Here is a 14,655-nt window from a genome sequence, read left to right as displayed (position 1 = left end):
TTTACAAATAACGTATCCAGGCCTGCTGGCTGCGTTTTTTATACAAAGAGAATTGCTTGGTTGGGTAATACAAAGCTGCGGCTAACAGCACGCTAGTCAGCCAGATCCAGCCCATGTGCTCCATCCCAAACCTGTCTCCCTGATTAGCGCCAAACAGCGTTAATAAACCCCAGTGCAGCGCCAACAGTACATACAAATGCAGTATGTAGAAAAACATAGGGGCAGAACCAAAGTTCACCAGAATTTGGCTCCACCAACCTTGTCGTTTCTCCAGCACACAAAGCAGTAAAAACATCAGACCTAAAGTCACCAGCAGGAAATTTAACGAAGGCGGATACTTGGTCAGATTCAATAGCGACATCAGACTGGTGATAAAGTCCGGATACCATTGCCAGTCCAAAGTTTCACCGTACAAGTTAAAACCGCGCAGCAGCATAAAAAGCACTAAACAGCTTGATCCTATCTGCAGCAATAAAGTGCCGCGACGTTCTGCAGACATAGTTTTACTGTATAAAGGCCCCGCCAGATAACCCAGAAGAATAACTCCTATCCAGGGTAATACCGGATAACTTGCTCTGATCTTAATAGCGCCCTCGCTGATCAGGTAATTGCGGTCATGCAAAATGGTCCAGAGCGTATAGCCCCATTCATCCGGCTGAAAATTGATAGGCGTCAGCAGGTTGTGCCCAAAGACTATGCCAAAACCCAACAGGGCCAACACAACCTTTGGCCACTGATTCACCAGCGCCAACACCACCATACTCACGCCAATGGCCCAAATCACCTGCAACCAAATAGTGTCATAGGTTCCCATCCAGGCAAGGGGCAACACTATCCATTCCAGTGCTATCAGGAAGAGCCCTCTTTTTAGCAAAAAGCTGCGCGGGGAACGCACAGGGCCGTTGGCTGGATTGGCATACAACCAGGCCGACAAACCTGTTAAAAACACAAAAACCGGCGCACATAAATGCGCAGCAAAACGGCTGAAAAACAGGCCCGCAGAGGTCATGTCGAGATCCATAGGATCAGACACCTGCAGATGATAAAAAAAACGCTCCCGCACATGGTCCAGCAGCATAATCAGCATCACCAGACCCCGCATCATATCGATGCTGTCGATGCGACTACGGATAAAGGCTTGATCAGAAGGCATAGGTCAGACTCACTTTGTACGAACGCGGCTCACCAGGCACTGTCCACAGCGCCGAATAAGAGTTATGGATATAGAACTTATCAAACAGGTTGTCGACATTCAGCTGGGCTTTCCAGTTCTGGTCCAGATCAGCAGCCCATGACAAAGCAAATAAGGTATGGGATGGCAGCATATAGCTATTGTCGACTGAATCACCTAATCGTTTCGCCACATGATTGACCCGCAGGCCTAAGCGGCTTTCAACAGCGCCTAAAACCAGAACCTGAGTCAGCATCAGGCTGGCATTGTGTTTAGGAATATTCACCAAACGGCTGCCCGCAGGCACATTTACCGCCCAATCGATGTTAATCATATCGGTCGTGGTTTGGGTATCTAAAAAGGCATAAGACAATTGAGCCGATAGCTGTTCTGTAAGCTGACCTTGTAAATCCAGTTCAATACCACGGCTGGTCGCTTCACCTAAGGTGGCAGCAAAACCTACATTGACTGGATCTGAAGTCAGAATATTAGATTTTTTTGCATCAAATAAAGCGACTGTGCCTGTGATACCTGCAGCTACAAATTTGGCCCCTACTTCAAAGGAGTCGCTTTGCTCAGGCTCAAAGGAATTACCCGCATAGTCGGTGCCGCTTAATGGCAGGAAGCCTTCAGAGTAGCTACTGTAGAAACTTAACTGCGGGTTTACTTCATAGACCAAACCGATACGTGGGCTGAGCTGAGAGCCTTTTTTATCAGACCGGCTCGCTTTTAACAGCTCCTGAATATCCTGCTGATAACTGTCAAAGCGTAAGCCCAGCAGCAACTTCCAGTGTTGGCTTAAATCCATTTGATCCTGCAGATAGATACCCCAGGCTTGTTGCGATTCCTTATTTTCATACAAAGGCGAAGGATCAGTCGCAGTGCCGCCGTAAACAGGGTTAAAAATATCTACAGCGTAAGTGCCTTTGGGCCCACGAAAACGCGACAATAAGGTATATAAGTCATAGTCGTAGGCGTCAGCTCCCATCAGCAGGTGATGCACAATACCAGCAGTATTCAGATGGCCACTCAGCTCAAACCGCACTGACGTATCTTCAGACTGATAATCGCGGTAGCGGCGCTGGCGGGTTAGGGTTTGCCCATCATCAAACAACGACTGACGCGCTGCGGCTAACTCAGCATCCGAAGAAAAGCCGTTCAGTGACGAATCGCGATACCCTAAACCTGCTAAAAAAGACCAGTCGTCGTTCAGGCTGGTTTCATAAGATAACTGATGACCTGTCGCTTCGATTTCTGTAGGACCATCGTCGGGTTCACCTAAGTAACGTGAACCTGGCACAGTATTAAAATCACCGTTTAACACCACTATACCCCGGTCAAATAACTGCTCTTGCTTCTGGTATTCAAATTCGTATAACAAGGCGGATTGGTCATCCAGATCAATACGCACTGAAGGGGTGAAGACTTGTTTTTTACTGCTGACATAATCGCGAAAACTGCCATAGTCCTGCACTGCACCATTGATACGAACAGCCACATTATCGCTGACGCCATTGCTGTAATCGGCTTCTACTCTGTGCTGATCAAAACGACCAGTAGAAAGTTGCAGATAACCCTCCTGCTCCTTTTGCGGTTTACGGGTCACCACATTGATGGTGCCACCAGGTTCTGAACGACCATAAAGTGCTGAACCTGGCCCTTTTAAAATTTCCACATATTCCACATTGGATAAATCACGGTGACCACTAAAACCGCGACCGCCGTTAAAACCATTGATTAAATAACCGGATGGCATATTTTCATTGCCCGGAAAGCCGCGTAACGAAAAGCTATCCCACAAACCACCGCCGTTATTCTGCCGGGAAATACTGGCTGAAAAATCCAGTGCATCCTGAAAACGCGTTAAGGCGTTATCTTGAAACAGACTTTTGTCGATGACGGTAATGGATTGAGGTAAAGACTGAGCTGGGATATCGCCACGATAAGCCTGGCGATACAGCACTTCGATACGTTCGATATCTTCCGCCTTTTCCGCCATAACGACAGGAACCCAGGCAATAAAGCCAAGAGATAACATAAGAAAACAAGGTTTAAAATTTGGCATTGGCATGATGGTTTGGGTCCGGTAGCAACAAAGAAGTGGGCTGAATCGATAAAGAAAGCGCCAAAATGATACAATATAACATCTCCATTCACCACCAGATTTATCTGATCTCTTTGTGGTTCTGGCGGCAAAGTTGCTTGAATATGCCCGCCTCAGCCCTGATACTGCCTTAATAAAGGCTTTTCTCAATCGATGTGAGTGCCAGATGGAACAATGGTTACAGCAGTTGCTGACTGACTATCAGGCTTATGCCCTGCTGATTTTATTTCTGCTGACTTTTGCGGAGTCTGTGGCTGTATTGGGTTTGTTAGTGCCTGGCACAGCGCTGATGTTTAGCTTTGGTGTACTGATTGGTGCTGAGCAAATGGAGTTCTGGACCGCCTGTCTGATTGCAGCAGTGGCGGGGTTGGTTGGAGATTCATTGTCTTATCTGGCAGGGCGCAAATTCAGACCTCAGTTGGAGGGCTGGAATTGGTTATCCCGCCAGCAAAACGAGCTGAATAAAATAGGCGGCGCTTTAGAAAACAATGTGTGGCTGGCGATAGTTGCAGGGCGTTTTATTGGCCCAAGCCGGCCTTTATTACCTCTGTTAGCAGGCATGTTAAAACTGCCAGCTTCGCGTTATTTCCCTGCGGCCACTCTGGCTTGTGTCTTATGGCCAGTGGTTTATTTCCTGCCGGGTATTCTGGCTGGTGTGGCGTGGCAACTCAAAGGCACCAACCTGACGTTGTTTTACAGCCTGTTAGCAGCTTCAGTGCTATTGGCTGTAGTGAGCAGTTATTTACTGAAAAAGTACTTACAACACAATGAGCAGGACCAGCCAAAACGCCACTGGTTCTGGGGCTCTTTAGTCAGTATCTTCCTGACGGCTTTTTTGTTTTTTGAATTAAGCCAGCATCCGGCTACACCTTTGTACTTAAAAGAGTTATCCGGGCTGATGTTCTGATCCTATGAGAATGATGCAATGCCACTACGTGGCGATTGCATCCTACTTTTGACGCCTTAGTCCCGACCTAATTTCGACAATAAATGCCGTCTGACTGTCGGCCATTCTGCGGCTATGATGGAATAGACGACAGTGTCACGCACTGAGCCGTCTTTTAAAATCATATGCTGGCGTAAGATACCATCCATTTTTGCACCTAAACGCTCTATGGCTTTGCGTGAAGTCTGATTAAAAAAGTGGGTGCGAAACTCCACTGCTATAGCACCATGCCGTTCAAATAAATTTTGTAATAACAGTAATTTAGCTTCGGTATTAATAGGAGTGCGCCGCACAGACTCTGCATACCAGGTGTAACCAATCAAAGCTCTTTTATTGGCCGCGTCGACCATATAATAACGACTGGTCCCTACAATCTGACCGGTGTTTTTGCTACGCACCACATAAGGTGCATCACCTTTAGCTTTACCTGCCAAAGCAGCCTGCACGTAAGCCGGCATCTCTTCGACTGTTGGCACCATGGCATACCAGAGTTTCCAGCTTTCGCCATCAGCAACGGCCTGTTGCAAATCTGCTACATGCCGTTCGGCCAGAGGCTCCAGTTTTACAAACTCACCTTCTAATACCTCGTTGTGTAACCATGTCATGCTGTTAGTCCTGTCATTTTTAGTTTTCTCCCTTTTAAGTGATCCTGTCTTCAGCCTTGCCAATACAACCGCAACTTTTGCACTAAAAACTCTGACAAGGCTTTGAGTATGGGGGATGAAGATAAACGCTGTACTGCCAGCAAATACAGAGGCGCCTGTTCGGTTTGATAATCAGGCAATAATTTCACCAAAGCGCCACTGCGCAAGTCAGACAGAATATCTAAACGGGATTTATAAGCAATACCTAAGCCCGCCACAGCCCAGCGCCGCACTACATCACCATCGTCTGCCACTAAAGCGCCACGTACCTGAACCTGCTGCAATTGCTCATCCAGCCAGAATTGCCATTTGCTATGCACAGCATCTCCCAGCACCAGCTGTAACACCTGATGAGAACCTAAATCTTCTGGTCGCTCTGGTGCACCAACACGGCGAATATACTCAGGGGAAGCACAAAGTACCCTGTGATTGTCCGGTACCAGAGGCATAGCAATCAACTGCGAATCTTTAGGTTCACCATAACGTAAAACCAGATCCACCGGCTGACGACCTAAATCTGCCAGCCTGTCACTGATACGAATTTTCAGCTGAAGTTTAGGATGTTGCTGTTGAAACTCAGCCAGCCATAACACCAGATTATTTCGACCAAAATCCGACGGCACAGACAAGGTCAATTCACCGGATAATTGCTCTTTGCCCAGTTGCAATAACTGCTGCCCTTGTCCTAACAGCTGGATCGCCTGTCGCGCATACTCCAGATAAACCATACCTGCAGTGGTCAGCCTTAAACTGCGGGTAGAACGTAAAATAAGCACAGTATTAAGCTGCTGTTCCAGCCGCTTTAACGCCACACTCGCCAGTGCAGGGGAAAGGCCCAGTTCACGCGCAGCAGCGGAGATAGAACCTAAGTCAGCTGTCAGCACAAAAAGTTGTAAATCGTCGGTTCTGAGCATCATTATCAAATATTTTTTGAAACTTAATCCAAATTTAGCATGTTTTTCTAGATAGTTAGTCCCTTTAAACTAGAGACATCAATCCAATGGAGCCTCCAGATGAAAGCCATAGTCTATAACCAGAATTTACCAGCCACAGACCCTTTGTCTTTATACGATACAGAGCTGCCGACCCCAACACCCGGTGAGAACGATTTGTTGATCGCAGTAGAGGCGGTTTCTGTAAATCCGGTTGATACCAAAATCCGTCGTAATGTTGATACAGAGGGTCAGCCAAAAGTCCTTGGCTGGGACGCTGCTGGAGTTGTGGTCTCAGTGGGTAGCGCAGTAACGGGCTTTGAGGCAGGTGATGAAGTCTGGTACGCAGGTGCTATTGATAAACCAGGCTCAAACAGCGAGTTTCAGTTGGTGGACCAACGTATCGTCAGCCACAAACCAAAGAGTTTAAGTTTTAGCGAAGCCGCAGCTTTACCTTTAACGGCCATTACTGCATGGGAGCTGTTATTCGACCGGCTGGAACTGCATGCCCACAACACCAAACACAAATCACTATTGGTGATTGGTGCTGCAGGGGGTGTAGGTTCAGTGCTGCTGCAACTGGCAAAGCATAAAACTCAGTTAACCATTATTGGCACTGCGTCCAGAGCAGAAAGCGCCGAATGGATCAAAACCTTAGGTGCAGATTTAGTACTGGATCATAAAAAGCCGATGGCTGCGCAGTTAAAAGAGCTGGGTCTGGCTGAAGTGGATTATGTGATCAGTCTGACTCATACCGATCATCACTTTAACGACATTCTGGAGCTGATCAAACCTCAGGGTAAACTGGCTTTGATTGACGATCCGGAACCTATAGATGTGCGACAACTGAAACGAAAAAGTATATCTCTGCACTGGGAACTGATGTTTACCCGTTCTTTGTATCAAACCGAAGATATGAATGCACAACAGCAGTTATTGCGGCAGGTTGCAGATATGGTAGATGCAGGCCAGTTAAAAACCACCTTAAACTCAGATTTTGGCAAGATTAATGCCGAAAACCTGCGCAGGGCTCATCAATTGATCGAAAGCCAACAAACTATAGGCAAACTGGTGTTAAGCGGTTTTTAAACCGCTTAACAGAGCTTAAGGCTGCGCTTGTTGCCTGGCCTTTTCAATCCGCTCTTTGGTATCCGGATGCGAACTTAAATACTCCAGCCAGGGCGACAGCTGTTCTTTTGGCTGGCCTTTGGTCAGAGCCAGCATAGCTTCAACAAAAGCATGAGGCGACTTGTTGAGTTTTACTAAAGCTTTAGTGGAAAAATAATCGGCCTGACGTTCCATATCTCTGGAAAAAGCAGATTGAACCAGTGAAGTACCAGTACCCAACACAGCTTCGGTGATCCCTTCCAGATCACTGAATAACACTGACATCACTATAGTACTGGCAGTCGCCTGAGCAGCCAGCGTCATACCATGTCGATGCTCTACATGCCCTACTTCATGCAGTAAAACAGCCAGAATAGCGTCCGGTTTTGTTTCCAGCCGCCTGACCAGTTCATCGGTAATAGTCAGGTAACCACCAGGTAAAGCAAAAGCATTGGCTCCCAGCGTTTTACTGGATCGAAAATGCAATTGATACTGATAGCCGCTGTTTAACTGCAGTTGCTCCACAGCCTGTTGCCACTGGCTGCGGATTGATTGCTGCAATTGCGGGCTGAGTTCAGAGTCAGATAACAAAGTACGGTCAAACACCTGCATACTTTGTTTACCAATACTTTCTTCAACAGCAACAGGGATGAATGGCACCATCGCTGTGGCTGCTTTGGGCAAACCTACTGCAGTTAACCACCAGATCAGTATCGGAACTGCTATCACTGACAACACAATAAGTGACTTATTGGTTTCCAGTTTGAGAGTCACATTCTGACGCCCCCCTTTAGGCCAACGCCAGTTGGAGTCATCCGGTGAGAATACGGCACCAGTATTAAACAACAACTCGGCAGGCAAGCCAGGCAACACTTCAGCCATTTGATACTGGTCTGCTGCGACTTCCATCAAAAGTGAGTTGTCTTGCTCAGCATACAGCTGAACAAGTCCCTGTTCGGTTAAATGCAACAGCGCCGCACAGTGTTCAGTACTGGCGGCTTGTTGAAGCTTTCCTTTAACAGTGATCATCTGCTGTTAAGTCAGGGATAAATCAACGTCAAACAGATCGGCAGCCTGTTCAGCAAAAACAGATGAATTCTGTTGCAACGGATCAGTCAGATTATCCATAGCCGGATAAACTGTGACTTCTGTGGCAGCCGCAAGTAAAGCGGTCATACGCACTTTTGTCCATGGATAAGCCAAACCTAAAGTAAACAACACCAACAGCATATTGGTCGTAGTCACCCAAACTAAATCAACGGCCTCTAAATTCGAATGCAGTTCAGCTGTTTGTGGTAAAAGGGTTGAGTTCAGCAAATGATTACGGATCATAGCGGTGTACACCGCACCTGCCAGCATAAAGATGCCAAAAAAAGCCACGTACAACAGGAACAGAGCCATACTGAAACCCGCTTCAGGCTCTGGCATAGCAAAACCAGCCACTGCAGCAGCAATACCACAGACAATGCCTAAACCAACAGCCACAGCAAAAGAGGTTAATGCAGCTTTGTAGTAAGTAGAAGTTCGGGTGCTGACCTCTAATTGCTTACCGCCAAAACTGATATTGCTGAAGATAAACTGATCCAACTTCTTCAATGCCCAAGGCATAGCAAGATACAAAGTGAAAACGCTTAAAATTGGCAATAACAGGTAATAAATACAGGCAGAACCATAAGTGCCGTGAAAACCAAAACGTACGTTGCGGTAGCTGGTCATCCGCAAACTAAATTTCATGCCTTGTACCAGTATCCAGGGCAACGCAATTAAAAACGCCAAAGCAGCCATCAAACCGAAGAAAGGACTAAAAGTGCTTAAAACAGAAATCAATGCAAAAACAGCAACAGCAATGATGCGGCCTTTCAGAATTTGAATAGGGGTCGCTAAATAACGGAAACTATGACCATCAACTTTGGTATGGCCATAAAAGTATTGGGTAGTTCGTACTTTTGCCCATGCACTGTAGATGCCAAGCGTGACTATAGTCAGCAGGATATTCACTATCCAGATACCAAAAAACTCAGCCCCACGACCAGAAAATTGGACAGTTGAACGACGTGCAGCAGCTACTGCGGATGCAGCAGCAGAATCCTGGATATCCATATGAAATTGTCCTTTAAATAAAAATTGCCGCTAGTTAAACCAAAATAGTAATTATTGTCAATATCCTGTAACTGCGAAGAAGTCGTTTTGATTAAGCCAACCTATTATTATGTTGAGAAAAGTCCGGCACAGTGCGCTGGTAGTTTTGCCCTGTCAGGCTGGAGGTCACAATAAAATCCGCTGTTGCTTTATTGCAGGCCACAGGGATATTCCAGACCACAGCTAAACGGATCAGCGCCTTTACATCAGGATCATGAGGCTGAGACGACAGTGGATCCCAAAAAAACACCAGCCAGTCAATTTTCTGTTCGGCAATTAGAGCACCAATTTGCTGGTCACCACCCAAAGGACCACTGGCGAGGCACATGACGTCTTTGTTTAAGGCTTCATTCAATAAACGACCTGTAGTGCCTGTTGCCACTAATTGTTTATCCTGAAAAAAATCAGCATGTGCTCTGACCCACTCCAGCAATTCAGCCTTTTTTCCATCATGTGCAACCAAGGCAATAGTCTTCATCCGTTTCCCCTTTTAATTTGCAGAATCCTTCAGAGCACGCCTGCACCAATCAGGTTTCTGGTCTGCCTAGAGGATATATGAAGACTCTGGTTCTGGCTACGCATCGCAACAGATGGATCAGGCTGAACGCCAGACCTTAAGAAAAAAATTATCTGATTTCGGTATTAATTTGTTCGAAATACTTGCGGTATATGCAAGCTGGATTAGACTCTTAGGGAATTTACAAAAACAGGTACAAACAAACTTATTCAGACGCTCGCATTGTTAAACTTCTGATTGATATATAAAAGTCTGAGTTCCCCCGCTCCAGGTGGTTGTGCTCGGTTTCTGTCAGAACAGGACGTCTGATGATGATTCACTCACATGGAGAGTACGATGGTCACACGCAGAACAATTCTTAAAGCAAGTCTGGCCCTGGGAGCCGCAGCAGTATTTTCAGGTGCTATAGGAGGTTTAAGCGCCTTCGCACAAAACACTCTGCGTGTAAGGCGCAGCCTGCATAATATGGCACTGAACGATCCGGATCTGTCGGCCTATCGCGATTTTGTTGGCATGATGCAGGCCAAAAATCAGAAAGACCCGGTAAGCTGGCTGCAGTATTCACTGATGCATGGGGCTTACAACGGAAATTACCGTTACTGTCCACACGGTGACTGGTATTTTTTACCCTGGCATCGCGAGTTTGTCATGATGTATGAGAATGCAGTTATAGCCCTTACCGGCAAAAAAGACTTTGCTATGCCGTATTGGGACTGGAGTATCGATCGGGTGATGCCAAAGGCTTTTACAGATCAAAGTTACGGTGGCAAACCCAACCCGCTTTATGTATCAGGACGCACACTCAATACACAGAACTGGCCTTTGCCTGATGCCTGGGTAGCCCCCGATGTTCTGGCGAAAAAAGTCTACGCTGAAACAAATTTTCAATTGTTTGGTACCAGCAAAAACCCCAATCAACGCGATCTGGACATGAGCTGGGTGGTCAAAGGCGGTGGCACCCAGGGTTTTCTGGAAGCTACCCCTCATAATCTGATCCACAACTCGATAGGTGCTTTTATGCCAACGGCGGGTTCGCCACGGGATCCAATATTTATGATGCACCACAGCAATATAGATAGGATCTGGGCGGTGTGGAATGCGTTGGGTCGTAGCAATACCGCAGATATGACGCCGTCGGATCGTAATTTGTGGCTGAATATGAACTTCAAAAATAATTACTTATCCCCGACAGGCCAGCTATATAGCGCTTATCCACGGGATCTGCAGGACACCAAAGCTCTTGGCTACACTTATCCCGGTCTGCCTAAACCAGACAATCTATTAGCGGATCCAGTGCGTGATGCCCGCCTGTTATCCTTGCTTGCTGCTGGCAGCACCAGCGACACCCTGGAAGTGTTGCGTGTCTTACCTGCAGCCAACAAAGATGCCGCGACATTAAAAGCTCCACTGGTGAAGAGCGTCCGGTTCTCTGCTTCCCTGCAAAATCAGGTGATGGCACAAGCAACTGAGTCAGCAACCCAGTCGGATGCAGCGGAAGTGTTCGCCATCATTCGTGATATGGCAGTAGGGCCAGATGTTTCTTCAGTGCGGGTTTTTGTTAATGCACCTGCATTGTCAGCCACCACCCCACTGGACAGCGCACATTTTGCGGGAGAAATAGGTTTCCTTGCACATCCAGACGCTGAGGGCGAGCATGCAGGTCATCAGAAAACGCCACCATCAGCCCTGATTGAACTGACAGACACTGTACGTGACTTAGCGAAGCGTGGCTTGTTAACCACAGACAACATCTCTGTACAGTTAGTGCCGGTGTTACGCGAAGGAGCAAAAGATGGCGCTGGAGCGACGATAATCCCGGCCTCCATAGAGATTGTCGTGGTCTGAGCACACCTCACGCACGCCCTTGAGCCATGCAATTGCAGGGTTCAAGGGCGTAGTTATCTGTCACCGCAAGGCTACTGCAGGTATATACTTACCCCAGACTATCCGTTGTTTGTCCTTTGGAGTAGATCCATGATGACCCGCCTTTTGTTCAGCACTCTGGTTGCTGTAGCATGCTGTAACTCTTGTTCCGCCTCAGACCAGAAGGTCGCAGCATTGCAAAATGCCCGCTTGCCGGCCACTTTATGTCTCGGGCTTGACCCTGCCACAGAAGCCGGAGTTTCAAAGGGCGATATCCGGCTGCAGATCCAAATACGTAATCAGCAGGCTTCAAACCGTTACAGTTCTGCGTTTCAGCTTTTCTTAGTGGGGGAAGATGGCGACCGTCTGTTGCTGCACAGCTTTGGTCTGCAGCCAGACAGACAGGAGCAGGGTTCTGTATTGCCTCAACAGGTCCAGTTGACACTGCAGGGCCAGCAACTGATCCCGGATAGCCAGGGTCGGGTCTGTTTTGAACTCATTCAGGAATCAGTGTCGGAGTCAGCAGAGCACCTGGTGCCAAAGGATGTTGCAATTCGCTGGAACCCAATTCAGATAAGTTCAGGGAGTTAACTCGTTAGCTGTTAAATATCAGTTAAAAAAAGCCCGGCAAAGCCGGGCAAACAACCAAGGTCCACGTAAAAACTCGGTACTTGGGGTTAATCTATCAACCGACGATTTTTTTCATCGCGGTCATATAGCCCCTTAACTTTTTGCCAACCAGCTCTACAGGGTGCTGGCGTATTGCTTCATTCACAGCAATCAGGCGAATATTGTCTACACCATTGGCAGCAGAGCTTAAGCCCTTGCCTACATAGTCAGTGCTTAAGGTGTTAACGAAATCACGTAACAACGGCACTGCAGCGTTACTGAACAGGTAATTACCGTATTCAGCAGTGTCTGAAATCACCACGTTCATTTCGTACAAACGTTTACGCGCTATGGTGTTGGCGATCAACGGCGTTTCATGCAATGACTCGTAGTAAGCCGATTCTTCGACAATACCCGCAGCAACCATGGTTTCAAACGCCAGCTCTACACCGGCTTTGACCATAGCGACAAACAAAATACCGCGGTCGAAGTAATCCTGTTCAGGAATTTGTTCACTGGATACTGGTGCATTCTCAAAACCAGATTGACGGGTTTCTTCACGCCAGCCAAACAGTTGCTTATCATCATTGGCCCAGTCGGCCATCATAGTGCGGGAGAATTCACCGCTGATGATATCGTCCATATGTTTTTCAAACAGCGGACGTAAAGTTACTTTTAACTCTTCAGCTAAATCATAAGCTTTGATTTTGGCCGGGTTCGACAAACGGTCCATCATATGAGTGATACCACCGTGTTTTAAAGCTTCAGTCACAGTCTCCCAGCCAAACTGGATTAACCTGGCTGCGTAACCTGCTTCCACACCTTCGGCGACTAACTTGTCGTACGCCAGAATAGAGCCGGTTTGCAACATGCCACATAAAATGGTTTGTTCGCCCATTAAATCCGACTTCACTTCGGCGACAAAAGACGATTCCAGAACACCGGCACGGTCGCCCCCTGTTGCAGAAGCATAGGCCTTGGCAATTTCTAAACCTAAACCTTTAGGGTCGTTTTCAGGGTGCACAGCAATCAATGTTGGAACACCAAAACCCCTTTTGTATTCTTCACGTACTTCAGTACCAGGACACTTAGGCGCCACCATCACTACTGTGATGTCTTTACGAATTTGTGTGCCTTCTTCAACAATGTTGAAACCGTGCGAATAAGCTAAAGTTGCACCTTGTTTCATCAGCGGCATCACAGCTTTAACCACTGACGTATGCTGCTTATCCGGTGTCAGGTTTAATACTAAATCTGCAGTGGGGATTAACTCTTCGTAAGTACCTACTTTAAAACCATTGTCAGAAGCATTCTGGAACGACTTACGTTTGGCGGCAATAGCTTCGGCACGTAAGGCATAAGAGATATCAATGCCTGAGTCACGCATATTCAGGCCCTGGTTTAAGCCCTGAGCGCCACAACCTACGATCACCACTTTCCAGCCTTTTAATAACTCAGAGCCTTTAGCAAACTCTTCTTTGGCCATAAAACGGCATTTACCTAACTGTTTTAACTGCTGACGCAAATTTAATGTATTGAAGTAGTTACTCATAACAAATCCTGACGAATTCTTTTAGCTGGCTATCTGTTGGGCTCAGCGTAACAGGGCAGAGAGGTCATGCACTGTTTTGATGCTACCGAGAATAAAACAGTGCAATGATTGCGTGAAGTGATATATTCACAATACAGTATTTCACTTTATGCAACACCAACTCTTTGCTACAGAGACTGACATGGATATTCGCAACGCTCAGCTTTTTTTGCATCTGGCCAGCAGCCTGAACTTCGCCCGCACCAGCGAACAAATGTATGTCAGCCCTTCCACCTTAAGCCGGGTGATCCAGCGAATGGAAGAAGAGTTAAGCGTCGAATTATTTCAACGCGATAACAGATCGGTGCGGCTGACCTTGGCGGGCCAAAAAGTGCAGAGTTTCGTGAAAAATTATTTAGAGCAATGGCATCAGCTGCAAATTGCTCTGAGTGAAACCAGTGCGTCGCTAAGCGGTGAAATCCGGCTGTTTTGCACTGTCACCGCCAGCTTCAGCCATCTGCCCGCTATATTGGATAAATTCCGGCTGGTGTGCCCTTTGGCAGAGATTAAGCTCATTACAGGAGACGCCTCTGCAGCTTTGGAGAAAGTAAAACAAGATGAAGCCGATATAGCTTTGGCTGTCTACCCGGAGCATTTTCCGCTGAATATGGCGTTTCGCAGTATCGCCAAAGTACCGCTGCAATTGATAGCACCGGTGATCCCCTGCAAAACCAACGATTTGCTCAATCAAAGCCCAATTCCCTGGGAGCAGGTGCCTTTTATTCTGCCTGAGCATGGTCCTGTGCGTAGTCGTTTTGAGTTGTGGCGCAAAGCCCGTATTACCGAGCCCAAAGTGGTCGCCAAAGTAGAAGGTCATGAAGCTATGGTCAGTATGGTGGCTTTAGGCACCGGCGTGGCTTTGGTGCCCGCTATAGTGGCGCAGCAAAGCCCGGCGCGGGACAGAGTGCGTTATTTAACTCAGGGCGATGAGTTCGCCCCTTTTGATTTAGGTTTGTGTATCTTATCGAAGCGGCTGCATGAGCCGCTGTTAAGAGCATTCTGGCAGGTCGCATCTGAGCTGATTTAACTCAG

13 protein-coding genes are annotated in these 14,655 nt (G+C 47.2%); 5 read left to right on the top strand and 8 right to left on the bottom strand.

All coding sequences use genetic code 11. From position 1 onward, the window contains the following. Position 1: 1 nt before the first annotated feature. Both J2W69_RS08620 and J2W69_RS08615 read right to left on the bottom strand, forming a co-directional pair. Positions 2 to 1,153 carry an acetyltransferase domain-containing protein gene (locus tag J2W69_RS08620; protein ID WP_310276778.1) on the bottom strand — a complete coding sequence of 384 codons (1,152 nt, stop codon included), beginning with the start codon at positions 1,151 to 1,153 and terminating at the stop codon, positions 2 to 4. After that, entirely contained in the window at positions 1,143 to 3,170 is a 2,028-nt protein-coding gene (locus J2W69_RS08615) for a TonB-dependent siderophore receptor (protein ID WP_310276775.1), read from the bottom strand. Before J2W69_RS08615 ends, J2W69_RS08620 begins: the two co-directional genes overlap by 11 nt. A gap of 271 nt (positions 3,171 to 3,441) precedes the next feature. Here J2W69_RS08615 and J2W69_RS08610 point away from each other — a divergent pair, with 271 nt between their 5' ends. Next, on the top strand, positions 3,442 to 4,182 hold the full coding sequence (locus tag J2W69_RS08610; RefSeq protein WP_310276771.1) for a DedA family protein: 741 nt from the start codon (positions 3,442 to 3,444) through the stop codon (positions 4,180 to 4,182). A gap of 56 nt (positions 4,183 to 4,238) precedes the next feature. Here the strand turns inward: J2W69_RS08610 and J2W69_RS08605 are convergent, their stop codons facing one another. After that, on the bottom strand, positions 4,239 to 4,826 hold the full coding sequence (locus J2W69_RS08605; RefSeq protein WP_310276768.1) for a GNAT family N-acetyltransferase: 588 nt from the start codon (positions 4,824 to 4,826) through the stop codon (positions 4,239 to 4,241). Positions 4,827 to 4,876: 50 nt separating this feature from the next. After that, positions 4,877 to 5,782: a LysR family transcriptional regulator gene (locus J2W69_RS08600; RefSeq protein WP_310276764.1), complete on the bottom strand. Its 906-nt coding sequence runs from the start codon at positions 5,780 to 5,782 to the stop codon at positions 4,877 to 4,879. Positions 5,783 to 5,878: 96 nt separating this feature from the next. Between J2W69_RS08600 and J2W69_RS08595 the strand changes: the two genes are divergently transcribed. Further along, the gene (locus J2W69_RS08595; RefSeq protein WP_310276760.1) at positions 5,879 to 6,886 is read left to right on the top strand and encodes a zinc-binding alcohol dehydrogenase family protein; all 1,008 of its coding nucleotides are present in this window, start codon (positions 5,879 to 5,881) and stop codon (positions 6,884 to 6,886) included. Between the two features lie 15 nt (positions 6,887 to 6,901). Here the strand turns inward: J2W69_RS08595 and J2W69_RS08590 are convergent, their stop codons facing one another. The 3 genes from J2W69_RS08590 to J2W69_RS08580 form a co-directional block, all read right to left on the bottom strand. Continuing rightward, entirely contained in the window at positions 6,902 to 7,933 is a 1,032-nt protein-coding gene (locus tag J2W69_RS08590; protein ID WP_310276757.1) for a M48 family metallopeptidase, read from the bottom strand. Between the two features lie 6 nt (positions 7,934 to 7,939). Continuing rightward, on the bottom strand, positions 7,940 to 9,004 hold the full coding sequence (locus J2W69_RS08585; protein WP_310276754.1) for a YjgN family protein: 1,065 nt from the start codon (positions 9,002 to 9,004) through the stop codon (positions 7,940 to 7,942). 91 nt (positions 9,005 to 9,095) lie between these two features. Continuing rightward, entirely contained in the window at positions 9,096 to 9,521 is a 426-nt protein-coding gene (locus tag J2W69_RS08580; protein ID WP_310276751.1) for a methylglyoxal synthase, read from the bottom strand. Between the two features lie 375 nt (positions 9,522 to 9,896). On the opposite strand from J2W69_RS08580, the gene J2W69_RS08575 reads away from it, so the two are divergent. Next, entirely contained in the window at positions 9,897 to 11,405 is a 1,509-nt protein-coding gene (locus J2W69_RS08575; RefSeq protein ID WP_310276749.1) for a tyrosinase family protein, read from the top strand. A gap of 129 nt (positions 11,406 to 11,534) precedes the next feature. Continuing rightward, positions 11,535 to 12,014, top strand: coding sequence for a hypothetical protein (locus J2W69_RS08570; protein ID WP_310276746.1), 480 nt, complete (start codon positions 11,535 to 11,537; stop codon positions 12,012 to 12,014). 94 nt (positions 12,015 to 12,108) lie between these two features. On the opposite strand, the gene ilvC is transcribed toward J2W69_RS08570, so the two are convergent. Next, positions 12,109 to 13,584, bottom strand: a complete 1,476-nt coding sequence (gene ilvC / locus J2W69_RS08565) for a ketol-acid reductoisomerase (RefSeq protein WP_310276744.1) — start codon at positions 13,582 to 13,584, stop codon at positions 12,109 to 12,111. Positions 13,585 to 13,732: 148 nt separating this feature from the next. Between ilvC and ilvY the strand changes: the two genes are divergently transcribed. Further along, positions 13,733 to 14,650, top strand: a complete 918-nt coding sequence (ilvY, locus tag J2W69_RS08560) for an HTH-type transcriptional activator IlvY (RefSeq protein ID WP_310276741.1) — start codon at positions 13,733 to 13,735, stop codon at positions 14,648 to 14,650. Positions 14,651 to 14,655 lie beyond the last annotated feature (5 nt).

Origin of the sequence: Rheinheimera soli (assembly GCF_031457405.1) — a bacterium.
Classification (GTDB): domain Bacteria; phylum Pseudomonadota; class Gammaproteobacteria; order Enterobacterales; family Alteromonadaceae; genus Pararheinheimera; species Pararheinheimera soli_A.
Note: the sequence above shows the minus strand (reverse complement) of the source record. Positions and strands in the feature narration are given on the sequence as shown.

Bases quoted from the DNA above. Each gene is read 5' to 3' on its own strand.
- J2W69_RS08575 (WP_310276749.1), top strand. From the start codon at position 9,897: ATGGTCACACGCAGAACAATTCTTAAAGCAAGTCTGGCCCTGGGAGCC.
- J2W69_RS08590 (WP_310276757.1), bottom strand. From the start codon at position 7,933: ATGATCACTGTTAAAGGAAAGCTTCAACAAGCCGCCAGTACTGAACAC.
- J2W69_RS08620 (WP_310276778.1), bottom strand. From the start codon at position 1,153: ATGCCTTCTGATCAAGCCTTTATCCGTAGTCGCATCGACAGCATCGAT.
- J2W69_RS08600 (WP_310276764.1), bottom strand. From the start codon at position 5,782: ATGATGCTCAGAACCGACGATTTACAACTTTTTGTGCTGACAGCTGAC.
- J2W69_RS08585 (WP_310276754.1), bottom strand. From the start codon at position 9,004: ATGGATATCCAGGATTCTGCTGCTGCATCCGCAGTAGCTGCTGCACGT.
- J2W69_RS08615 (WP_310276775.1), bottom strand. From the start codon at position 3,170: ATGGCGGAAAAGGCGGAAGATATCGAACGTATCGAAGTGCTGTATCGC.
- J2W69_RS08610 (WP_310276771.1), top strand. From the start codon at position 3,442: ATGGAACAATGGTTACAGCAGTTGCTGACTGACTATCAGGCTTATGCC.
- ilvC (WP_310276744.1), bottom strand. From the start codon at position 13,584: ATGAGTAACTACTTCAATACATTAAATTTGCGTCAGCAGTTAAAACAG.
- J2W69_RS08580 (WP_310276751.1), bottom strand. From the start codon at position 9,521: ATGAAGACTATTGCCTTGGTTGCACATGATGGAAAAAAGGCTGAATTG.
- J2W69_RS08605 (WP_310276768.1), bottom strand. From the start codon at position 4,826: ATGACATGGTTACACAACGAGGTATTAGAAGGTGAGTTTGTAAAACTG.
- ilvY (WP_310276741.1), top strand. From the start codon at position 13,733: ATGCAACACCAACTCTTTGCTACAGAGACTGACATGGATATTCGCAAC.
- J2W69_RS08570 (WP_310276746.1), top strand. From the start codon at position 11,535: ATGATGACCCGCCTTTTGTTCAGCACTCTGGTTGCTGTAGCATGCTGT.
- J2W69_RS08595 (WP_310276760.1), top strand. From the start codon at position 5,879: ATGAAAGCCATAGTCTATAACCAGAATTTACCAGCCACAGACCCTTTG.